Raw genomic sequence first — 23,253 nt, forward strand, 5'->3', positions numbered from 1 at the left:
CCGCCCCCGAGAAGTTGGTGGAGGCCCTGCGTGCCTCCGTCAAGGAGGCTGAGAAGCTCCGACGGCGCAACCGTGAACTCGAGGCGGCCCAGCACGAGCCGATCGCCATCGTCGGCATGGCCTGCCGTTACCCCGGAGGCGTCGACTCGCCCGAGGCGCTGTGGGAACTGGTCGCCACGGGTACGGACGCGGTCGGGCCGTTTCCCACCGACCGGGGCTGGGACACCGACGGTGTGTACGACCCCGATCCGGACGCCCAGGGGACCACGTACTGCCGCGAGGGCGGTTTCCTGACCGGTGCCGCGGAGTTCGACGCGCCCTTCTTCGGCATATCGCCGAGGGAGGCCGTGGTGATGGACCCGCAGCAGCGCCAGCTCCTCGAAGTGTGCTGGGAGGCCCTCGAACGGGCCGAACTGGACCCCCACACGCTGCGCGGCAGCCGAACCGGGGTGTACGTCGGCGCGGCGCACGCCGACTACGTCTCCGATCCCGGCCGGGTGCCGGAAGGCTCGGAGGGGCACCTGCTGGCCGGCAGTGCGGACGCGGTGCTGTCGGGACGGGTGTCGTACGCCCTTGGGCTGGAAGGCCCCTCGATGACCATCGAGACGGCCTGCTCGTCCTCGCTGGTCGCCGTGCATGTGGCGGTCACGGCACTGCGGCGCGGCGAGTGCGGGCTGGCATTGGGCGCAGGTGTGGCGGTCATGCCGGACCCGGCGGCGTTCGTCGAGTTCTCACGGCAGAAGGGATTGGCGGCCGACGGCCGGTGCAAGGCATTCTCGGCGGACGCGGACGGCACCGGGTGGGCGGAGGGCGTCGGTGTGCTGGTGCTCCAGCGGCTGAGCGACGCACAGCGCGAGGGCCGTCCGGTGCTCGGCCTCGTACGAGGGTCGGCTGTCAACCAGGACGGCGCCAGCAACGGCCTGACCGCGCCCAACGGCCCCTCCCAGCAACGGGTCGTCCGGCAGGCGCTCGCCGACGCCCGGCTGACACCGGACCAGGTCGACGCGGTGGAGGCGCACGGCACCGGCACGCGACTCGGTGACCCCATCGAGGCGAGTGCCCTCATCGGCACGTACGGCCAGGAACGGCCGCCCGGCCGACCGCTGTGGCTGGGGTCGCTGAAGTCCAACATCGGGCACGCCCAAGCCGCCGCAGGTGTCGGCGGTGTCATCAAAATGGTGCAGGCCATGCGCCACGGGCTGCTGCCGCGCACTCTGCACGCCGAGACACCCACCCCGCACGTGGACTGGTCGGCGGGTGCCGTACGGCTGCTGACGGACCCCGTCCCGTGGGAACGGACGAGCAGCCGCAGGCGGGCCGGCGTCTCGGCCTTCGGCGTCGGCGGGACCAACGCACACCTCATCCTGGAGGAGGCGCCGCCCGCCGAGCCGAAGCCGCAGACAGTCCCGCCGGACGGTGCGGAGCCCACGACAGTCCCGCGGGTCGGCGTGGAGCCCGCGACAGCCCCGGTCGGCGACGCGGCGGAGCGCGTGCAGGCCCCGGCCGCCGGTCTCCGTTCCGTCTCCGTGCCCCGGGACGGTTCCGTCCCCGTGCCGTGGGTCGTCTCGGGGCGCGGCGAGGCCGCTCTGCGCGATCAGGCCGACCGTCTGCACCGTCACCTGGTCGAGGCGCCGGACCTCGCTCCGCTCGACATCGGGCACTCGCTGGCGACGACCCGCAGTGCCTTCGAACACCGTGCCGTGTTCCTCGGTTCCTCCCGCACCGAACTGATGGACACCCTGCGCGGGTTCGCGGACGGCCGCCGCTCCCCGTCAGTGGTCAGCGGTGTACGCCAACGCGACCGCAAGCTCGCCTTCATGTTCGCCGGGCAGGGCAGCCAGCGCACCGGGATGTCCGGCGATCTGCGCGCCGCCTTCCCGGTGTTCGCCGACGCGCTGGACGCCGTCACTCAACGACTCGACCCCCGGCTGGACCGGCCGCTGTCGGCTGTGCTGGAGGCCGAGCCCGGTACCCCGGACGCGGAGCTGCTGCACCGTACGCGGTACACGCAGGCTGCGGTCTTCGCCGTCGAGGTGGCACTGTTCCGACTGCTGGAGAACTGGGGCATGCGTCCCGACCGGCTTCTCGGGCACTCCGTCGGCGAGATCGCCGCCGCCCACGCAGCCGGGATCCTCGACCTCGACGACGCCTGCACCCTGGTCGCCGCGCGCGGTCGACTCATGGACCAACTGCCGGACGGCGGAACCATGGTGTCCCTCCGTGCGTCGGAGGCGGAGGTCCTGGACCTGCTGGCCGACAGCACCGGCCCGGTGGGTGTCGCGGCCGTCAACGGACCGGAATCCGTGGTGATATCCGGCGCGCACGAGGCGGTGACGGAGCTTGCGGCACGGTTCGCCGCTCTGGGGCGTGCGACGAAACGGCTCCGGGTCAGCCACGCCTTCCACTCGCCCCTCATGGACGCGATGCTGGACGACTTCCGTCGGGTCGCACAAGGGCTGCGCTACCACGCACCGCGAATCCCGGTCATCTCCCACGCGACCGGCGGCACCGGCGCACGGGCCGCCACGGCCGACGAACTGCGCCGCCCCGACTACTGGGTGGCCCATGTCCGGCGGACCGTCCGCTTCTACGACGGCGTACATACGGCGCGCGCCCAGGGGGTCACCACGTTCGTGGAGATCGGCCCGGACGGAGCGCTGAGCGCGATGGCCGAGGAGTGCCTTGCGGGAGACCCTGACGTGACGCTGGTGCCCCTGCTGCGCAGGCCTCCGACCGGCGTCCGCGGCCCGGCAGCAGCGCCGCACTCCGGGGCCACGACCCTGCTCCGGGCGGTGGCCACGGCCCACACCAGGGGCGCCACCGTGGACTGGGCCTCGCTCTTCGCGGGTTCCGGCGCCCGGCGTGTCCCCTTGCCCGTGTACGCCTTCCAGCACCGCCGCTACTGGATCGAACCCGCCACCCCCGCCGGGCAGGCGCTCCCCGACTGGCGCTACCGCACCGCCTGGCAGCCGCTTCCCGCCTCCCGGGCGGGCCGGAACACGGCAGGCGCGGCGACGGCTCCGTCGGCCGCCCCTCGCCACTGGCTTCTCGTCCACCCCGACGAGGGCGGGGGCACCGCGCTCACCCAGGCTGCCGAGCGGGCCCTGAAGGGCACGGGCGCCGTCGTCACACGGCTGCCCGTCGACGTGGTGTCCGCCGACCGTTCCTCGCTCGCCGCCGCCCTCGCCGGGTCCCTGCACCCGGCCGGAGGTGACATGGAGAGTGACACAGACGCTCCCGTGTCGGGGGTGCTTTCGCTGCTCGGCGCCGATGATCGGGAGCATCCCCAGCACGGGCCGGTGGCCGCCGGAGTGCTGGCAACCGTGTTCCTGGCCCAGGCGATGGAGGATGAGGCGGTGCCCGCTCGCCTGTGGTGCGTGACTCAGGACGCGGTCGCCGTGGAGCGCGGGGAGCGGCCCACCCCGGCCGGCGCCCAGCTGTGGGGGCTCGGCCGCACGGCCGCACTGGAGATGCCCACGCGCTGGGGCGGGTTGATCGACCTGCCCGGTTCCGCACAGGACGTCCACTGGGCCTCGGCGGTACGGCGGCTCGACGGCCCCGAGGACCAGATCGCGGTACGGGACTCCGGCGCCCACGGACACCGACTGGTCCGTGCCGCGACAGCCACGGGCGCTCGCCGGTATCGGCCGCGCGGCACGGTCCTGGTCACCGGCGGTACCGGTGCCCTCGGCGCGCATCTCGCCCGCTGGCTGGCCCGTAACGGCGCGCAGCACCTGGTGCTCGTGGGCCGACGTGGCGGGCGTGGGCCGGCGGGCGCCGCGCTCGAAGCCGAACTCCTCGAACTGGGCGTCAAGGTCACCATGGTCGCGTGCGACGTCGCGGACCGGGACGGACTGGCCGGCGTGCTGGCCGCCGTACCGGCGGACACCCCGCTCACCGCGGTCTTCCACGCCGCGGGTGTCCCGCAGGTGAGCGCCCTAACCGACACCGGTGCCGGCCTCTTCGCCGAGGTGTACTCCGGCAAGGTCGCCGGAGCCAGGAACCTCGACGAGCTGACACGCTCCCACCACCTGGACGCGTTCGTGCTTTACGCGTCCGGCGCAGGAGTGTGGGGCAGCGCCGGACAGGGTGCGTACGCCGCGGCCAACGCCGAACTGGACGCCCTCGCCCGGCGCCGCCGCGCCGACGGCCTGCCCGCCACGTCCGTCGCCTGGGGAGTGTGGGAGGGCGAGGGCATGGGAGGCGGCGAGGGCGCCGAGTACCTGCGCCGCCGCGGAGTACGGCCCATGGCGCCCCGGACGGCGCTCGAACACCTCGTCCGCGCCATCGACGACGAAGAGCCCTGCCTGACCGTCACGGACATGGACTGGCCCCGCTTCGCCGACGGCTTCACCGCCTTCCGGCCCAGCCCGCTGATCTCCGGACTGCCGGAGGCGCACCCCGCCCCTCAACTCCCGGACGGGCCCCCGGAGTCGGCGGTGACCGCGGCCCCGGGCCACCATGCGACTGCGCCCGGCCGGAACGCGACCGCTGTCACCCGGGCGCGTATCGAAGGGCTGGGTCCCGACGACCGACCGGCTGCCCTGCTCGCGCTGATCCGGGACGAGGCGGCCGACCTCCTCGGGTTCTCCGGTCCCGAGGAGGTCGCGGCAGACGAGCGGTTCCTGCTGCTCGGGTTCGACTCCCTGTCCATGGTCCAGCTGCGTCGGCGTCTCGGCGCGGCGCTGGACGTCGAACTCCCCGCGACCGTGGTCCTCGACCACGGCACCTCCCGTGCGCTCGCCGACCACCTGGCCGGCCTGCTCGCCGGCGACCGGCCGGGTGACACTCCGGCCGGTGTCACGGACCGGGCACCGGCCGGAACCAGCACCGGCCCCGGCTCCCTGGTCGACGCCGCACGGCCGACGGCGCGGACGGGCTTCACCGGCCTGTACGAGGAAGCCGTCCGCACCCGCCGGGTCGGCGAGGCCGTCGACGTGCTCGCCGCGGCCGCGTCCTTTCGCCCCTCCTTCGGGACCGCCGACGAGCAGCCGCTGACTCCGGTCGTCATGAGTGGTGCCGAGGCCACGACCGGCCCGGGCCGCCCGCTGCTCGTCGGGTGCGCCGGCACGTCCGTCGCGTCGGGCCCGCACGAGTTCCTCGCCCTCGCCCGCGCGCTCGAGGGCCGGTGCGACTTCGCCGCACTGCCCCAACCCGGCTTCGAGCCGGGCGAGAAGCTGCCGGCGTCGCTGGACGTGCTCCTCGAAGCACAGGCCGCCGCGCTCGCGCGCCTCGCCGCCGGCCGGCCCTTCGTCCTGCTGGGGCACTCCGCGGGCGCCAACCTTGCCCACGCCCTTACCTGTCATCTCGAAGCCCGTGGCGACGGCCCGGCAGCCCTCGTCCTCCTGGATGTCTACACACCCCGGGACCCCGGCGCGATGGGCGTGTGGCGCCACGAAATGCTGGACTGGGTGGCGCGTCGCGCGGCCGTCCCGCCCGACGACACACGCCTGACCGCCATGGGCGCCTACCACCGCATGCTCCTGGACTGGTCGCCGCGAGCCACCTGCGCACCCGTACTGCACATCCGGGCCGCCGAGCCCCTGGGCGAGTGGACGGGGGAGCCGGGCGGCTGGCAGTCGCGCTGGGAGTACGCCCATACCGCCGCCGAACTGCCCGGCACCCACTTCACGTTGATGAGCGAGCACGCACCGCACACCGCACGAGCGGTGCTCGGCTGGCTCGACGGCCTGAGCCTCATGGGCGCGCACGGTCCTGCGACCGACACCACCGAGAACGAGGGGGACAAGTGAGCCTCGCACCGACCGTGACCGACCCGGCCGCCGCCGGCCGCCGACTGCAACTGACCCGCGCCGCCCAGTGGTTCGCGGGCGCCCAGGACGACCCCTACGCACTCGTCCTGCGGGACGAGACCGCCGATCCCGCCCCCTATGAGGAGCGTGTACGGGCCCGAGGACCGCTCTTCCACAGCGAGCTCCTGGACACCTGGGTGACCGCGAGCCGGACCGTCGCCGACGAGGTGATCGCCGCACCGGCGTTCGACGGGCTGACCACCGACGGCCGACGCCCGGGAGAGCGGCAACTGCCGCTCTCCGGTACCGCACTCGACGCGGACCGTGCGACATGGGAAAGGCTCGGCGCCCTCACCGTCCGGGGCGGACCGCTGCCGTCGGGGCAGCACCGGACGGCGCTGCGCGAATCGGCCGCCGCGCACGCCCGCACCCTCCTCGACGGTCTGGCGGACTCCCTTCACGCCGGCGGCGCGATCGACCTCGTCGACACGTACGCCCGCAGGCTGGTGGCGCGGGTGATCCGCGAACGGCTCGGTGTGCCGCAGTCGCTGGCGAACGCCTTCGACGACGCGCTGACCGGGTGCCGCGGCACCTTCGACAGCGCGCTGTGCCCACAACTCCTCCCCGACGCCGTCGCCGGGGCACAGGCGGAGGCCGAACTGACCGCTGTACTGAGGAAGTTGCCGACCGGGCGGGATCCCGAGGCGGTCGCTGCCGCGCGTGCCCTGGCCGTGGGCAGCGCCGAGCCCACCGCCACCCTCGTCGGCAACGCTGTACAGGCGCTCGTGGAACAGCCCGGGCAATGGGCCGCCCTCGCGCAGGATCCAGGTCTGGCGGCAGCCGCGGTGACGGAGACACTGCGTGCGGCCCCGCCCGTGCGCCTGGAGTGGCGGGTCGCCCGGCAGGACACCGAGGTCGCGGGCGAGCGCATCCCGGCAGGCAGCCGGCTCGTGATTCTCGTCGCCGCCGTCAACCGCGATGCCGCCGACGCCGCCCAGTTCGACCTTTCACGGCCCGCGTCCGGACCGTTCGGGCTTCCCGGCGATCTGTACTTCCGCTTCTGCGGTCCCCTCGTCACGGCGGTCGCCGAGGCCGCCCTCGGGGCGCTCGGCGAACGGTTCCCCGGCCTGCACACCGCTGGCCCGGCCGTCCGTCGCCGTCGCTCGCCGGTACTGCGCGGATACGCCCGTCTCCCCGTCGCCGCCGCCCGAGGGGCCCGTGCCCTGCCGACCGCTGCCGTATAGCACCCGAGGAGGGGAGTGCCCGCATGCGTATCCTGCTGACCTCATTCGCACACAACACGCACTACTACAACCTGGTCGCCCTCGGCTGGGCGCTGCGTTGCGCCGGGCACGACGTACGGGTCGCCAGCCAGCCGTCGCTGACCGACACCATCACCGCCTCCGGACTGACCGCCGTACCCGTGGGTGACGACGGGGCCATCATCGAGCTGATCACCGAGATAGGCGGGGACCTCGTCCTCTACCAGCAGGGCATGGACTTCGCCGACACCCGGGACGCGCCGCAGTCCTGGGAACATGCCCTGGGGCAGCAGACGATCATGTCCGCCATGTGCTTCGCGCCGCTCAACGGTGACAGCACCATCGACGACATGGTCGCCCTGGCACGCTCCTGGCGACCGGACCTCGTGCTGTGGGAGCCGTTCACCTATGCGGGCCCCATCGCCGCGCACGCCTGCGGCGCCGCCCATGCCAGGTTGCTGTGGGGGCCCGACGTCGTACTCAACGCGCGGCAGCAGTTCAAGCGGCTGCTCGACGAGCGCCCCACCGAGCAACGCGAGGACCCGGTCGGCGAATGGCTGACGTGGACGCTGGAGCGGCACGGCCTGGCGGCCGACGAGGACACCGTCGAGGAACTGTTCGCCGGCCAGTGGACGATCGACCCCAGCGCGCAGAGCCTTCGGCTGCCCGTTCGGGGCGAGGTCGTGCCGATGCGGTTCGTGCCGTACAACGGCGCGTCGGTCATTCCGGACTGGCTGTCCGAGCAGCCGGACCGGCCCAGGGTCTGCATCACGCTCGGGGTGTCCACGAGGGAGACGTACGGCGGAGACGACGTGCCCTTCCACGAACTGCTCGCGGGACTGGCGGACATGGACGCCGAAATCGTCGCCACCCTGGACGCCGAACAGCTCCCGGACTCCGGGGATCTCCCCGCCAACGTGCGGGTCGTCGACTTCGTCCCGCTGGACGCCCTGCTGCCCAGCTGTGCCGCGATCGTCCACCACGGAGGCGCGGGCACCTGCTTCACGGCCACCCTGCACGGCGTCCCGCAGATCGTGGTCGCCTCGCTGTGGGACGCGCCGCTGAAGGCACTGCAGCTCGCCGAGGCGGGCGCCGGCATCGCGCTGGCCCCCGACAAGCTCGACGTGCACACGCTGCGGGACGCCGTCGTGCACGCGCTGGAGAGCCCCGAGATGGCAGAGCGTGCGCGGCGCCTCAGCGAGGAGATGCTCGCCGCCCCCACCCCGGCCGCGCTCGTACCCCGACTCGAACGCCTCACCGCCGCGCACCGACGCGTTTGACCCCGTTCAAGGAGCCAACACATGAACCTCGAATACACCGGCGACATCGCCCGGCTGTACGACCTGGCACACCAGGGCAAGGGCAAGGACTACCAGGCGGAGGCCAAGGAGCTGGCCGCGCTCGTCAACTCCCGGCTGCCGGAGGCTCGTTCGCTCCTGGACGTGGCCTGCGGCACAGGGATGCACCTGCGGTACCTCGGCGAGATCTTCGACGAGGTCGAGGGTGTCGACATGTCACCCGACATGCTGGCCATCGCCGAGCAGCGCAACCCGGGCGTCCGTATCCACCGGGGAGACATGCGGGACTTCGCCCTCGGTCGCCGCTTCGACGCCGTGATCTGCATGTTCAGCTCCATCGGCCACATGCGGGACCAGGAGGAACTGGACGCGGCGATCGGCCGGTTCGCCGCGCACCTCCCACTCGGCGGGGTCGTGATCGTCGACCCCTGGTGGTTCCCGGAGAACTTCACGCCGGGGTACGTCGGCACGAGTCTCGTCGAGGCCGAGGGCCGCTCGATCGCCCGGTTCTCCCACTCCGTCATCGAGGACGGAGCGACCCGGATCGACGTGAACTACCTCGTGGGCGTGCCGGGAGAGGGGGTGGCGCATCTGCAGGAGAGCCACCGGATCACGCTCTTCGAACGGGCGCAGTACGAAGCGGCCTTCGCGCGAGCGGAACTGTCCGTCGAGTACCTCGCGCACGCCGCCACCGAGCGCGGGCTCTTCATCGGCGTCCGGGTCTGAGGAGGGAAACGTATGCGGCACATTCTTGAGGCGATCCAATCGCTCACCTCGTCGGGCGGCTCGGCGACAGCCGTCTCGGCCGACTTCGAGGCCCTGGCGCTGCCCGAGTCCTACCGGGCCGTGACCCTCCAGAAGGAGGAGACGGACATGTTCGCGGGGCTCGACTCCCGCGACAAGGACCCGCGCAAGTCGCTGCACGTCCAGGACGTGCCGGTGCCGGAACTGGGGCCCGGTGAGGCCCTGGTGGCCGTGATGGCCTCCTCGGTCAACTACAACACGGTGTGGTCCTCGATCTTCGAGCCGATCCCGACGTTCCATTTCCTGGAGCGGTACGGAAGGCTCTCGCCACTGGCCGAACGCCATGACCTGCCATATCACGTCATCGGTTCCGACCTGGCGGGCGTCGTCCTGCGCACCGGTCCGGGCGTGAACGCCTGGCGGCCCGGTGACGAGGTCGTCGCGCACTGCCTGTCCGTCGAGCTGGAGTCGTCCGACGGGCACAACGACACGATGCTCGACCCCGAGCAGCGCATCTGGGGCTTCGAGACGAACTTCGGCGGCCTCGCCGAGATCGCCCTGGTGAAGTCCAACCAGCTGATGCCCAAGCCCGACCACCTGAGCTGGGAGGAGGCCGCCGCCCCCGGCCTGGTGAACTCCACCGCCTACCGGCAGCTGGTCTCGCGCAACGGCGCGGGCATGAAGCAGGGCGACAACGTCCTGATCTGGGGCGCGAGCGGTGGACTCGGCTCGTACGCCACCCAGTTCGCGCTCGCCGGCGGCGCCAACCCCATCTGTGTCGTCTCCAGCCCGCAGAAGGCGGACATCTGCCGTGCGATGGGCGCCGAGGCGATCATCGACCGCAACGCCGAGGACTACAGGTTCTGGAAGGACGAGCACAACCAGGACCCGCGCGAGTGGAAGCGCTTCGGCAAGCGCATCCGTGAGCTCACCGGCGGCGAGGACGTCGATATCGTCTTCGAGCACCCGGGCCGCGAGACCTTCGGCGCGAGCGTGTACGTCACCCGCAAGGGCGGCACGATCGTCACCTGTGCCTCGACCTCGGGCTACAACCACGAGTACGACAACCGCTACCTGTGGATGTCCCTGAAGCGGATCATCGGCTCACACTTCGCGAACTACCGCGAGGCGTGGGAGGCCAACCGGCTCATCGCCAAGGGCAAGATCCACCCCACGCTCTCCCGCGTGTACTCGCTGGAGGAGACCGGGCAGGCCGCGTACGACGTGCACCGCAACCTCCATCAGGGCAAGGTCGGAGTCCTGGCGCTGGCGCCCACCGAGGGCCTCGGCGTCCGCGACGAGGAGAAGCGCGCCCAGCACGTCGACGCCATCAACCGCTTCCGCTTGCCTGGCAGGCCCACGGAGTGATCGTCGGTTCAGGTATGGATCCTTCCGGCCGGGGCGCGTTCGCAAGCGTAAACATCCTGGTCAAGTGGATCCGCGACTACATCGGCTCCTGGAACGGGTACGCGAAAACATTTACCTGGACCGGTATTGCCGAAGAGATCCTGGCCGAGGATCGAGCGGTCCAGACCAGTATGAAGAAAATCGTCAATAACAACTCGAAGCAATGCAATCCGGATCGCGGGACACCGGTGCGATTCCGTCCCGATCTGTACCGAGTGCTCCCGCTTCGGTTGGCCGTGACTGGCTGGAATGCGCTGGCGTGATCGTGACGTGTGCTGCCTCCAAGTCGGCCTGTCTTCGGTGAGGTGTCCCACGCCTCCTTGACGGGTGAAGCGTGGTGATCATCTAATCGTTCCTAGAGAAGGCCATGGGCATGTCTTTACCTACGGGGTTGTTCCGGTTGCTTTATTTGGGACAAACGGTGTGGCGCTTGACGCGGGGCATCCGTTAGTTCCTGCCATGGGCCATCCACTTTGACTTGTGGAGCGGCAATTCCGGGATTGCAGGTCCAGGGCATCGGTCATCTCACATAAGCGGGGGCTGGATGGGAGCGGAGAATTCACAAGGTACGGCGGTCGCGCTTCGCTTTCTGGAACTTCTCAGTGCGGGCGCTCCGGCCTGGCGGTTCGAGGAGTTCGTACTGGAAGCGCGTGCCAAGGGTGCCGACAGGGAGACCGTCGAATACCTCGGGCGCGCCAAACGCCTGGCGCTGGAGGTCGGAGACCGTGTCAGCCGTGGGCGGCAGAGAGAGGCGGAACTCACCGGACTTGTCGATGTAGTCCGGGAGCTCAGCCGCTCGCCCCATCCGGGTGCTTCGCTGGACCAGATCGTCCGGCGGGCCAGGCTGTTGATGAATACCGACGTGGTCTATGTCGCCCTGTTGGACGAGTCGGGTGAACAAGCCGTGATCAGTGCTGTCGACGGCGCCGTCACGCCAGAACTCATCGGTCTCAAAGTGCCGCTCGGGAAAGGGCCCGGAGGAAGCGTCGCCAGGCATCAGGGGCCTTTTTCGGCGGCCGATTACCTCACCGAGTACGACCTCGACCATGACCCGGTTGTCTATGCCGCGGCGCGGGCCGAGGGCGTGCACGCCATTCTGTCGGTGCCGGTGTGGGCCGAGAACGAGCAACTGGGCGTGCTCGGTGTGGGGAACCGCCGTGTGCACGAGTTCCTGCCGGACGAGATCACCCTGCTGCGGTCCCTCGCCGACATCGCCGCTGTCGCGGTCAAGTCGGGCAGGCTGCTCGCGAAGATGAGGGCGGACGAGCCCCGGGGCGAGCTGAGGCCGCCAGGGAGGTTCGTCGGGTCCGCCGAACCCCGTGCGGCCCGGATCCAGCGGGGCCTGCTGCAACTGGCACTGGACGGTGCGGAGATGAACGATCTGCTGGACCACTGCGCACGGGAGCTGGGAGGCTCCCTGGCGGTGTACGACCGGTCCGGAGAGGTCGTCGCCTCGTCCGGGCCCGGACAGCCACCACATCCAGGAGACCTGGAGCGGGCCCAGGCGAACGGCAACGCCGGCGGTCGGCCTGTCGCGTTGGCAGACGGCACCTGGCTCATGACACTGACGGCCCGCTCCGATCCCGGATGGCTGCTGCACCGCCCGGACGAGCCGATGAACCCCGGGCAGTTGGAACTGCTCCCGACGGTGGCCAACGTTGTCAGCATGCTCATGGCGCTCTGGCAGGACGATTCCGCCGGTCAGCCGTGGCGGGACGACCTGTTGGAGGATCTGATTGGCATCGATGACCCGGCGGAAGCGGCGGTGGCCCGCGCCCGCAGGCTCAGCGTGAGGCTGGACCGGACCCACGTCGTGGTCGTGGCCCGACCCGACGGCCCGGTCGACGAGAAGGCCAAGGCATGGGCCGCTTCCTGGGCGCAGCGTCACCAGGGACTGAAGATGGCACGTGACAACTGTCTGGTGCTGCTCCTGCCCGGAGACGATCCCGCGGCCATGGCGGACGAGGTGTCGGCCGGACTCAGTGCCGTGCTGGAGAAGACCGTGACGGTGGGAGCCGCGGGTCCCACGGAGGGGCCCGAGAGCGTACAGCGCTTCCACCAGGAGGCGATGCGATGCGTGGAGGCACTCATCGCCATGGGCGGTGTGGGCAGGACGGCGTGCGCGCGGGACCTCGGCTTCCTCGGCCTGCTGTTCGCCGAGGACTACGACGTCACCGAGTTCGTCAACAAAATCATCGGACCGGTGATCGAGTACGACACCCAGCGGTTCACCGTGCTCGTCGAGACGCTCGAGGCGTACTTCCAGGCGGCGTGCAGCCCGACCCGCGCGGCCGAGCTGCTGTACGTCCACCCGAACACCGTCTCGCGCCGCCTGGAACGCATCACCCAACTGCTGGGCCGCGACTGGCAGGAGCCCGACCACGCCCTGGAACTACAGCTTGCGCTGCGTCTGCACCGGACGCGATACGCCTCTCAGGCCCCGGACGTCGGCCATCTCCCGTCGCGGGGCCGGTGATCCGTCATCCGGACTGCTCGGCCTCACCATGTTCCTGGCTCTCGCGCTTCAGCACCCGCACGGCGTGCGCCAGGGAGACCATGGTCATGTGCCGCTGCCAGCCCTCGTAGGACCGGCCCTCGAAGTCCTGGGCTCCGACGTCGAGACAGATACGCGCGAAGTCGGTGTCGGCCCGGCGGGTCAGCTTGCTCAGGCGCAGAAGGGTGCCACGGCTCGCCCGCGTCATGTTGGTGATCCACAGCTCCGCCACCCGGCGCCTGTTCGGCTGCCACTCGCCCATCAGCAGCAGGTCCGCTCCGCCGGACCGCATCGACTCGACCGGGGACACCCTGTCCGGGCGAGGCCGCCGCGGAACGCTGATCCCGGGCCACAGCACGGGCAGCAGAGCGACCATACCGGTGCGCAGGACCCGGGGGACGGCCGGATCGACCCACTCGACGGGCCGCTGCTGGGACCTGGCGAGCATGGTGAGATGCTCCGCGGACGCTGACAGTACGCGGCGCTGTCCACCGGACAACTCCGGGGCCAGCAGGGGTGTGTGGCTGCCGACGCGCAGCAGGAAGGGCAGATCGGCGGCGGTGAACGCCTCGATGAGAGGCGCCGGCGGCAGGTCGCGCGCGTCGATCACCACCGGCCGCGGCGCGAGCCCCCAGGAGGCGGCCTGCAGGACCACGGAGATCGCCGTGTCGTCGTACGTCCGGCTGCCGCTCGACACCTCGGGTACCGCGCCGCGCCCGCCGGGCGCCATGCCTCTTTGCCGGTCCTCGTCCACGGAGAGCTGCCAGTTGACCGGAGCCGCGGCGTTCTGCCCCGCGAGCCACAGTCCGTGGCTGTGCTGACTGGTGACGGCCTGGCCCAGGTGGCGTATGAAACGCCGCTGGACCCCCACCGAATGGACACCCGTCTTCGGAGTCACCATGGGCTGCACCACCCAGGCGTGCGGTGTCATGACTCGCTCCATCTGACGGGCCAGCGAGGTGCGCACCTGGGACCAGTCCCAGGTGGAGACACTGATGAAGTGATGGAGACTCTGCGCGGCGGCGGGCTCCTGCGTGCTGGTGGCGAGGTTCCGCATGGTCTTGCGGCCCTGCGCGGTCAACAGCCCGTGCACATACAGTTGTCCCTTGTGCCGCTGGTCGCGGCGGCGCAGTGAAGCCAGTACCGAGGCGCACACCTCTTGGGCGATGTGCCATTCCGCGGAGTTGGCCGGTTTGTGGTGCGTCTTCGGGGCAGTGGTCAGCGTCCCCATGGAGCTCCTCAGAGTTGGGTTCCCGCAGCGCTCGACGGCCGGGCTCGTCGTGCTCACAGCCTCGTCGGCCGCGTCCCCGCTCCCCAGGTCCGCAGGGGACCCACTTCGCGGGGGACTGCGGTGACGGGTTCACAACGGTGGGGCGAGGCGCCCCCATACCGGCACCGAGGTGGTTGCCCGGTCACCATCTCCGCTCCCACTCGTGCCTTTTGACACCGTGCGAGTGGTGGTGCCGGCACCCCCGGGTCGTGGTACGCGATGCGTTCGGGCTCCTCCCGAGCGTTCGGCGACCGTGGGAGGGGCGACCTGACACACCTTCGTCAATTCGCCCTCGCAGAGCATGAATTGGCAGGTCAAACCTCGTCCGGGCGATCACCCCTCTGGTAGGTTCGGCGTACGAGGGATGGGCGAATGAGGAGGCATGTGAAGCTCGCTGCCGAGTTGCTCAACCAGTCGAAGGACACACGAAGGCCGCTGATCGTGGTGCTCGGTGCGTCCGGGTTCATGGGGTCCGCCGTCGTCGACCGACTCGCCGGTTTGCCGGTGCGGGTGCGCGCGGTGGCGCGGGGCCTCAGCCCGGTACCGGCGGCGGAGGCGGTGGCCGATGTCGAGGCGCGTCAGATGGACCTCGCCCGGCCCGGCGCGCTCGCCGATGCGGTCGAGGGAGCCGACGCCGTCGTGCACCTCGTCGCCCAGGTGGGTGGCGACCGGTCCTGGCGCGCGGCCGACGAACGGACCGAGCGGGTGAACGTCGGTGTGATGCGCGACCTGGTCACGGCGTTCGAGGGCCGAGACGCCCCCGCGCCGGCGGTCGTCTTCGCCAGCACCGCACAGGCCGGTACGTCCGGAGAGCACCCCCGGGCCGCGTACGCCCAGCAGAAGATCGCCGCAGAGGAGGTGCTGCACGAGGGCACCTCACGGGGAACGGTCCGAGGCGTCGTGCTGCGGCTGTCGACCGTGTACGGCTGCTCTCCGCTGTCCGGTTCGGCGGGACGCGGCGTGCTCGCGGCCATGACCCGCCGAGCCGTCGACGGTGACCCGCTCACCATGTGGCACGACGGGTCCGTCGAACGTGACTTCCTCCATGTGCGCGACGCGGCTCATGCCTTCGTCACGGCGCTGGACCACGTACCGCGACTGGAGGGTGGTGACTGGGCCGTGGGCAGCGGCAGTCGGGTCCGCCTGGGCGAGGTGTTCTCGTTCCTCGCGGACGCCGTCGCCGAGCAGACAGGTCGCCCACCCGTCCCGGTCCAGTCCGTGAAGCCGCCCGACTTCGCCGAGGCGGGCGATTTCCACACTCCGGAATCCGACCCCGCCGCCTTCAGCGCGGTGACGGGCTGGTCCCCCGCCCTGCCACTGCGCGAGGGACTGAAAGACCTGGTGGCGGCATTGACGGTCGCGGCAGCGAGCACGTCGCGCGAGCGGTGACCGGACACCGGCTCTGCGAGCCTTGATGGTCGAGTTGAAGGGATGAATCCGAGCGTGAGCGAGGATCGGAAGCGGACACCGTACACACGGCTCGGACGCAGCGCGACTCTGGTGAGCCGGCTCTGGCTGGGAACGGTGAACTTCAGCGGACGGGTCGAGGACGCCGACGCGTCGAGACTGATGAGCGAAGCGCTCGACCGCGGCATCAACTGCGTCGACATGGCGAACATCTATGGCTGGCGCGTCCACAGGGGACACACCGAGGAACTCGTCGGCCGCTGGCTGTCCAAGAGCGGTGTCCGCCGGGAGGATGTCGTCCTCGCCACCAAGGTCGGCGAGGGCATGAGCGACCGTGTCAACGACGGAGGCCTGTCCGCCCGGCACATCGTCGCGGCCTGCGAGCAGTCGCTGCGGCGCCTCGACGTGGACCACATCGACCTCTACCAGATGCACCGGCTGGACCGCGCCGCGCCCTGGGACGAGATCTGGCAGGCCATGGACCGCCTTGTCGCCAGCGGAAAGGTCTGTTACATCGGATCGTCCAACTTCGCGGGCTGGAACATCGCCGCCGCCCAGGAGACCGCCATGCGGCGCAACTCCATGGGGCTGGTGTCCGAGCAGAGCATCTACAACCTGGCTGTTCGCACGGCCGACGCGGAACTGATCCCCGCCGCCGAGGCCTACGGAGTCGGCGTGTTCGCGTGGTCTCCGCTGCACGGCGGTCTGCTGAGCGGAGCCCTGCGCAAGCTGGCGCAGGGCACGGCCGTCAAGTCGGCCCAGGGCAGGGCGCAGGAGCTGCTGCCCGAACTGCGCTCCAACATCGAGGCGTACGAGCGGTTCTGCGATCGGATCGGTGAGAACCCCGCGGAGGTCGGCCTGTCCTGGGTGCTGTCCCGGCCCGGGATCAGCGGCGCTGTGATCGGGCCGCGGACCACCGAGCAACTGGACTCCGCGCTACGCGCCCTCGATCTCGTCCTCGGGGAGGCCGAACTGGCCGAGCTGGACGCGCTCTTCCCCCTGCCCCGTCCCGGCCACGCCGCGCCGCCCCGGTGACCGGGGACGGGGGGCGAGGCCGGGGTTGCGGTCGAGTGACACGGCCGGGGTGGTGCATCGGCCGGCTCGCGCCGACCGATGCAGCCGTCATACGACGCTGAGTGCCGGCAGCGGGAAGACCAACTTGCCACCGTCGGCCAGGAAGCGCTGCTCCCGCTCGACGAAGCCGTCCCGGTAGATCCACGGCAGGACCAGCAACTGGTCCGGCTTCCACGCCTTGGCGTCCTCCTCGGACACGATCGGGATATTCGTCCCGGGCGTGAAACGACCGGCCTTCTCCGAGCTCACCTCGCCGATGCACGACAGGTCCGACTCGGTCAGTCCGCAGTACTGCAGGATCACGTTCCCCTTGGTGGAGGCGCCGTACCCGACGGTCACCCTCCCGGATTCGCGGGACTGGGTGAGGAATTCGAGCAGGATCTCCCGCTGCCTCTCGACCCGCCGCGCGAACGCCTCGAACGGAGCGGTCGTGTCGAGCCCCGCCTCCGCCTCCCGCGCCCGGATCCGCGCCAGACCGGCTTCGTCCCGGGGATACCTGTCGGGACTCCTGGCCAGGGTGACGCACAGGCTGCCGCCGTAGACATCGGTCAACTCGGCCTTGATCACGGTCAGTCCGACCCGCTCCGCCATCCACTCGATCTGCCGCAGGGCGTAGTACTCCAGATGCTCGTGGCACACGACGTCGTAGGCGTCGGCGTGCAGCATCGAGGGCATGTAGCTCTGTTCCATGACCCAGATGCCGTCGTCCGCGAGGATGTCGTGGACGTCCTGCATGAAGCGCATCGGATCCGGCAGGTCGTAGAACATGGCGATGGAGGTGACGACCTTCGCGCGCTCGGAGCCGAAGTGGCTCTCGTACGTCTTACGGGAGAAGTAGTCGACGACGAGTTCGGCGTTCGCCGGGTACTTGTCGCGGAACTTCCCACCGGTCGGGTCGATGCCGACCAGCCGGGGGCCGTCCTCGGGATAGGCGCTCAGCAGGGTGGCGTCGTTGCTGCCGATGTCCACGACCAAGTCCTTGGGGCCCAGTTCGACCAGATCCCGGATGGCCGCCACCTTGCCGTGGAGATGATTGACCATGAAGGGCCGGATGCCCGAGCGGTATCCGTAGTCGTCGCCGTACATGAGGTCGGCGTCCGGGGTGTGGCGCAACTGCACCAGCCCGCACCCCGCGGGGGAACAGACGAGCAGTTCCAGCGGGACCGAGGGGACGATCTGGTCACGGCTCGTCGGGAACACACCGGTCAGCGCCTGCTCCCCGAGGTCCAGCACCGGGAGCAGTTCGCGGTTTCCGCAAATGCGGCACGCAGTGATGATCATTACCGGATCTTCTCGTCGTCGCGGTCGAACGATCGACGAATCGGTCGGCACTTTGTCACCTGGCACGGGCTCAACGGGTACCTTCGAGCCCGGCATGGCCCAAATGATTCCTCGGCGGCCGCAGCCCAGTCCTCTTCCCCGCTGGAAACGCGAACACCACTATGTCAGCTCGGTGTTGCCTCGGCCGGCCTGCTCTCTTAACGTGTGGTGCCGTACTCCCGGAGATGCCTCTCTTTGCCGCTGATCCACGGTCAGGATTGCGTAACCAAAGACACCTAGTGAAGGGTTCCGCGTGGCTCACATCGCATTCTTCATCCTCCCTGTTCCCGGGCATGTGAATCCGACACTGGGAGTGGCCGAGGAACTTGTGGCCCGCGGTCACCGGGTGACCTATGCGCTTCCCGAGGACATCGCCGAACGCGCGGTCCGTGTCGGTGCCAAAGTGGTCGAGTACCCCATGGACAAAGAGCGGTTCCGCACCCATATGGTGCCGCAGCAGAATTCCGACGAGTACACCGACAAGGACGAAATACTCCGAGTTCTGGAATGGCTGCTGGACATGACCCGCCAGACCGTGGCGCCACTGGAGAGGCATTTCACCGGCGACCGTCCCGATGTGATCGTGCACGACCCGTCCTCGTTCTGGGTGGGGCGTATCCTCGCCGACCGGTGGGGGATTCCGGCCATCCGGAGCACACCCACCTACGCCGCCAACGAGCACTGGTCGATGCAGCCCGACGCGGAGGCGGCCGGCCCGCCCGACGAACCGGCCCTCCGGGACCTGGTCGCCGGGATCGACGGGCTGCTGCGCGAGCAGGGGGTCGAGGACGACGCGACCACCTTCACCGGGCGCGTCCACAGCGGTCCGGCGCTGCTCTACATGCCGCGGCACTTCCAGTACGCCGGGGACACCTTCGACGACCAGCACCACTTCGTCGGACCCTGCGCACCCCGGGCCTCCATCCACGGCACATGGGAGCCACCTCGCGACGGCAGGCCGCTCGTGATGGTGAGCATGGGGACCCTCTACAACAAGCGGCCGGAGTTCTTCCACGCGTGCGTCGAGGCGTTCCGCGACGAACCCTGGAACGTCCTCCTGGTCCTTGGTGGCGGGCTGGCTCCCGAGGACCTCGGCCCGCTGCCGGACAACGTCCGGGTGCGGGACTTCGTGCCGCTCGCGGACGTGTTCCCGCACACGGACCTGGTGGTGAACCACGGTGGGATGAGCACGGCCATGGAGGCCTTCTCCTACGGCGTTCCCGTGCTGGCCGTACCGGTCATGACGGAGCCGAGGGCCACCGCGCGGCGGATCGCCGAACTCGGCCTGGGCGCCCAGCTGACCGGCGCGCAGGTCACGGCGGCGAACCTGCGAGAGACCGCACTGCGGGTGCTCGCGGACGACGGGACACGGGAGCGGCTGCGGCAGATGCGCGCGCGGATCCAGAGGGCCGGCGGTGCCACCGCGGCGGCCACCGTCATCGAGGATCTGCTGCCGACGAACCGCTGAACGTATCCGTCCGCGCGAAGCGCGCCCATCCTCCGACCAGTGGGAAACGGCAGCATGCTCATCACCGAAACAGCCGTCCGCGACGCCTACCGCATCGAGCCGGAGCCCCACCGCGACCAACGGGGCCGGCTCTACGAGGCGCTGCGCCACGAGTCACTGCGAGCGGCCACCGGACACGCCTTCGAGGTCCGGCAGGTCAACTTCACGGTCTCCCACCGCAACGTCCTGCGCGGCATCCACGGCACCACGCTGCCGCCAGGGCAGGGGAAGATAGTGACCTGCGTGAGAGGCGCCGCACTCACCATGGTCGTCGACCTCAGGGTCGGCTCACCGACCTTCGGCCACCACGACGTCGTCCGACAGGACCCGGACAGGGCCACCGCCGTGTACCTGCCCGACGGGCTGGGCCTGGCCTATGTCGCACTCGCCGACGACACCTGCATGAACTACCTGTGCACCCGCGAGTACGTCCACGGCACCATCATCGACGTCGACGCCCTCGACCCCGCCCTGGGGCTTCCGTGGAATCTGGCCGAGCCCCCGATCAGGTCCGCCCGGGACGCGGCGGCCAGGTCCCTCGCCGAGGCCGCCGCAGGCGGATCGCTGCCGACGTACGAGGAATGCGTGCGTACGTATCAGGCCCTGCCCGTCCACAGCGAGTGAACGCGCGGTCAGGGGACATGACGGAGAGATCCCGGCCGGCGGTCGAGCTGGCGGCGGAAGGTGTCTGCCTGTGTGTGGAGGGCACGACCCGCGAACTCCAGCGAACCGGCCGTTTCGCGGAGTTGCTCCGTGAGCTGGGCGCGTGCGCCGTCGCCGCCCAACCCGCCGCGGTGGCCGAGGCGGTACGCAACGGCGACGCCTACCAGGCCCACTTGTCCGACCTCGCGTCACGGCGGGTGTCGACCGGCGAAGCGGTGCACAGCCTGCTGTACGAGGACGCACGTGCCGCCTGCGACAAGCTGCTGCCGCACTACCGCAAGAGTGCCGGACTGTGTGCCTGTGTCTTCGTACCGCTGGACCCGTACGCCGACGGCCGCAGGGCGGTCGCGGAAGCCTCGGCGTTGTGGTGGACGGTGGACCGGCCCAACGCGGTGGTGTCCGTGCATGTGGCGCACGGTGAGGGGCCGCTGGTCGGCGATCTGCTGGCGCGGGGCATCAGCGTCGACGTCCGGTCGCTGTTCACGCTCGAACAGTTCGACCGGCTCTTCGAGGAGTTCCTCAGCGGTCTGGAGCGGGCCCGCGACGCCGGGTGCGAGCTGTCGGGGATCCACTTCGCGGCCTCCGTCCCGCTACGGCTGCTGGACGAGTCGATCGCGGCCCGGCTCGGCCTCACGGCGCGGCGCGAGGACTGGGCGGTGGCGGTTGCCCGGCTGCTGCACCACCGCCGCGAGCAGCTGATGGACGGCGCTCGCTGGCGGTCGCTGGTCCGCGCGGGCGTCCGTCCCCCGCACTTCGTCTGGTCCTCGCACGCGGCGCCCGTGGGGGAGGCGGTGCACTACTTGGAGGAGCTGGTGGCCTGGAACAGCGTCTTCTCGGCGGGGCCGGGGACACTGCGCGCCGTGCGCAGCCGGGCCGAGCTGCGCGGCGACTCCGTCAGCGGTACGGAGACCTGTTCGCGGCAGGTGCTGTCCACCCTTCACCGCCACGGAGTCGACCTGTACGACCTCGGCCTTGAGCTGCAGCGAACTCAGCTCAAGGCCGCACGCGCCGAGTGGACCGAACTGTGCGAGGCCGTCGAGGCCCTGCTCAGGCGGGCCTGACCGACATCACCGGGCTCCCGAGGGGCGGCCGTCGGGAGTTCCCGGGCAGCGTGTCCCGAAGGCGGCGACCCGCCCCTCGCGCAACATCATCCGGGATCCGGCGAACCGGCGCTGCATCCGCCGGTCGTGCGTGACGACGACCACTGCACCCTGATAGTCCGTCAACGCCTGTTCCAGTTCCTCGACCAGGGCGGGCGAGAGGTGGTTGGTCGGCTCGTCCAGCAGCAGCAGGTCGATCGGATCGCTCACCAGCCGGGCGAGTTCGAGCCTGCGGCGTTGACCGTAGGACAGCTCTCCCATCCGTTGCCGCAGATCATCCGGGCCGAACAGGCCGAGGGAGAGCAGCGCCTCGACGTGATCGTCCGGGTGGCCGCTCCGCCCCTGTGCGAAGGCCTGAGGCACGGTCAGGCCGAGCGGCCAGGACATGGGTTCCTGCCGCAGGTGTCCGACCCGGCCGTTGACCACCACCGAACCGTCGTCGGGCGGCAGCTCCCCGGCCAGCAGACGAAGGAGGGTGGTCTTGCCCGCCCCGTTGGAACCGGTGACCAAGAGTCGCTCGCCGGGGCGAATGCGCAGCGACTTGACCCGCAGGCGATCTCCGACCCGCACCTCCTCGAGCTCGGCCACCGTGTCCTTGTCCTTCACCGTCTCCTGGTCCGCGGTGGCGATACGGGCGGTGAACGCGAGTGCGTCGGCAGGACGGGCGACGGGCGTCTCGGTCAGGCGGGCCACCCGCTCCTTGGCGTTGCGGATGCGGGACGTCGCGCCGTGCACGCGACCACGTGACCGGAACTGGCCCGCCCCGAATACGGCGAGGGGCAGCTTGCGCGGAATGCCGTCCATCCGCTGCACCTGCGTGGCCACCAACTGCCGGTTGCGGTCGAGTTCGCTGCGCCACTGTTCGTACTCGCGCAGCCGCCGGCGGCGTTCCGCCGCCTTGGCGGACAGGTAGCCGTCGTAGCCGTCGCCGAAGCGGGTGACCCGGCCCGAGTCGACCTCCAGGATGGTGGTGGTGAGGCGTTCCAGGAACACCCGATCGTGGGTGACCGCGACCACGGTGCCCTGATAGCGGCGCAGATAGTCCTCCAGCCAGGTCACCGCCCGTTCGTCCAGGTCGTTGGTCGGCTCGTCCAGGAGCAGCAGTTCGGGTGCCGATGCGAGTGTTCCGGCCAGTGCCAGGCGAGAGCGCTCACCTCCGGAGAGGGTCGCCAGCGTCCTGTCCCGCTCCAGGTCCGGCAGGCCGACGTGGTGCAGCATGATGTCCACCCGCGAGTCGGCCTCGTACCCGCCACGGCTCTGATAGCGCTCCATCAACTCGGCGTAGGCCTTGAGTTGCTTGGCGAGTTCTTCGTCCGACCGCGCCTGGTCGGCCAGTTCGGCCTCGGCCGCTCGCAACTGCCTCTCCAGCTCCCGCAGTTCGGCCAGGGCGAGATCGACGGCGTCCTGGACGACGGCGCTCTCCGGCAGATCCAGGGACTGCGGCAGATATCCCACACCACCGGGGGCGACCACGTTCACCGTTCCGTCGTCGGGGGTGTCCCGCCCAGCCATCAGCCTGAGCAGTGTGGACTTGCCGGATCCGTTGTCACCGACGATGCCGATCTTCTCGCCGGGCTTGACGGTGCAGTCCACGCGGTCGAGTACTACGCGGTCCTGGTACCGCTTGGTGATGTCGTGCAGGGCGAATTGAGCGGAACTCACGCAGGGGTCCTCCTGATCACAGCTGAGTGCGGGGTGTCGTGCCCGTGCCCGCGTACACCACAACTGCCGGAGAAGCCTTTGACTAAGAAGCCCAATCGGCCGAACGCCGGGGCGAGGCATTGTGGAGGTACGCGGAAATACGTGACAGCGGAGTCGCACTCGACGCCGTCACGTATTTACTCAACTCTCACAGAGAACCCATGGCAAAAAAACTATCACAGCAACGCAGGCGCTTCATGCTGCAGTGCGGAAGATGCGCCACGACTGAAGTCGCACGACGCCGCGCTCGACC

Annotated in this window: 14 protein-coding genes and 1 pseudogene; 12 read left to right on the top strand and 3 right to left on the bottom strand. The window is 70.3% G+C overall.

Translation table 11 applies throughout. The features are described from left to right. Window positions 1–17 precede the first annotated feature (17 nt). The 7 genes and pseudogenes from ACN20J_RS48590 to ACN20J_RS48620 all read left to right on the top strand — a co-directional run. A pseudogene (locus ACN20J_RS48590) lies at window positions 18–5,753 on the top strand (SDR family NAD(P)-dependent oxidoreductase); the annotation flags it as partial. Next, window positions 5,750–6,997 carry a P450-derived glycosyltransferase activator gene (locus ACN20J_RS48595; protein WP_419668647.1) on the top strand — a complete coding sequence of 416 codons (1,248 nt, stop codon included), beginning with the start codon at window positions 5,750–5,752 and terminating at the stop codon, window positions 6,995–6,997. The pseudogene ACN20J_RS48590 and the gene ACN20J_RS48595, both read left to right, overlap by 4 nt. Before the next feature lie 23 nt (window positions 6,998–7,020). After that, on the top strand, window positions 7,021–8,295 hold the full coding sequence (locus tag ACN20J_RS48600; protein WP_419668648.1) for an activator-dependent family glycosyltransferase: 1,275 nt from the start codon (window positions 7,021–7,023) through the stop codon (window positions 8,293–8,295). 21 nt (window positions 8,296–8,316) lie between these two features. Continuing rightward, complete coding sequence (locus ACN20J_RS48605) at window positions 8,317–9,039, top strand: class I SAM-dependent methyltransferase (protein ID WP_361923524.1); 723 nt, start codon at window positions 8,317–8,319, stop codon at window positions 9,037–9,039. A 12-nt stretch (window positions 9,040–9,051) separates the two neighbouring features. Further along, entirely contained in the window at window positions 9,052–10,425 is a 1,374-nt protein-coding gene (gene ccrA, locus ACN20J_RS48610) for a crotonyl-CoA carboxylase/reductase (RefSeq protein ID WP_419668649.1), read from the top strand. Next, a complete protein-coding gene (locus ACN20J_RS48615) occupies window positions 10,422–10,727 on the top strand; it encodes a hypothetical protein (protein WP_419668650.1) in 306 nt (101 codons plus the stop codon). Before ccrA ends, ACN20J_RS48615 begins: the two co-directional genes overlap by 4 nt. 587 nt (window positions 10,728–11,314) lie before the next feature. Then, complete coding sequence (locus ACN20J_RS48620) at window positions 11,315–12,940, top strand: helix-turn-helix domain-containing protein (protein WP_419669093.1); 1,626 nt, start codon at window positions 11,315–11,317, stop codon at window positions 12,938–12,940. 4 nt (window positions 12,941–12,944) lie between these two features. On the opposite strand, the gene ACN20J_RS48625 is transcribed toward ACN20J_RS48620, so the two are convergent. Next, window positions 12,945–14,189 (bottom strand): IS701 family transposase, encoded by a 1,245-nt coding sequence (locus tag ACN20J_RS48625; RefSeq protein WP_419668651.1) that lies wholly within the window; start codon window positions 14,187–14,189, stop codon window positions 12,945–12,947. A 423-nt stretch (window positions 14,190–14,612) separates the two neighbouring features. Between ACN20J_RS48625 and ACN20J_RS48630 the strand changes: the two genes are divergently transcribed. Then, complete coding sequence (locus ACN20J_RS48630; protein WP_419668652.1) at window positions 14,613–15,617, top strand: NAD-dependent epimerase/dehydratase family protein; 1,005 nt, start codon at window positions 14,613–14,615, stop codon at window positions 15,615–15,617. A 54-nt stretch (window positions 15,618–15,671) separates the two neighbouring features. Continuing rightward, window positions 15,672–16,670 (top strand): aldo/keto reductase, encoded by a 999-nt coding sequence (locus tag ACN20J_RS48635; RefSeq protein ID WP_246575598.1) that lies wholly within the window; start codon window positions 15,672–15,674, stop codon window positions 16,668–16,670. Window positions 16,671–16,757: 87 nt separating this feature from the next. Here the strand turns inward: ACN20J_RS48635 and ACN20J_RS48640 are convergent, their stop codons facing one another. Further along, window positions 16,758–17,990, bottom strand: a complete 1,233-nt coding sequence (locus tag ACN20J_RS48640) for a class I SAM-dependent methyltransferase (protein ID WP_419668653.1) — start codon at window positions 17,988–17,990, stop codon at window positions 16,758–16,760. A gap of 292 nt (window positions 17,991–18,282) precedes the next feature. On the opposite strand from ACN20J_RS48640, the gene ACN20J_RS48645 reads away from it, so the two are divergent. The 3 genes from ACN20J_RS48645 to ACN20J_RS48655 are packed head-to-tail and all read left to right on the top strand — an operon-like array spanning window position 18,283 to window position 21,260. Continuing rightward, on the top strand, window positions 18,283–19,497 hold the full coding sequence (locus ACN20J_RS48645; RefSeq protein WP_189844954.1) for a macrolide family glycosyltransferase: 1,215 nt from the start codon (window positions 18,283–18,285) through the stop codon (window positions 19,495–19,497). A gap of 39 nt (window positions 19,498–19,536) precedes the next feature. Then, complete coding sequence (locus ACN20J_RS48650) at window positions 19,537–20,160, top strand: dTDP-4-dehydrorhamnose 3,5-epimerase family protein (RefSeq protein WP_246575599.1); 624 nt, start codon at window positions 19,537–19,539, stop codon at window positions 20,158–20,160. Between the two features lie 17 nt (window positions 20,161–20,177). Then, on the top strand, window positions 20,178–21,260 hold the full coding sequence (locus tag ACN20J_RS48655) for a transaldolase family protein (protein ID WP_190231787.1): 1,083 nt from the start codon (window positions 20,178–20,180) through the stop codon (window positions 21,258–21,260). A 6-nt stretch (window positions 21,261–21,266) separates the two neighbouring features. On the opposite strand, the gene ACN20J_RS48660 is transcribed toward ACN20J_RS48655, so the two are convergent. Beyond that, window positions 21,267–22,961, bottom strand: a complete 1,695-nt coding sequence (locus ACN20J_RS48660) for a TlrC/CarA/OleB/SrmB family ABC-F type ribosomal protection protein (protein WP_419668654.1) — start codon at window positions 22,959–22,961, stop codon at window positions 21,267–21,269. Window positions 22,962–23,253: the final 292 nt, after the last annotated feature.

Source organism: Streptomyces sp. 2-1 (assembly GCF_048564895.1).
GTDB classification, from domain to species: domain Bacteria; phylum Actinomycetota; class Actinomycetes; order Streptomycetales; family Streptomycetaceae; genus Streptomyces; species Streptomyces phaeochromogenes.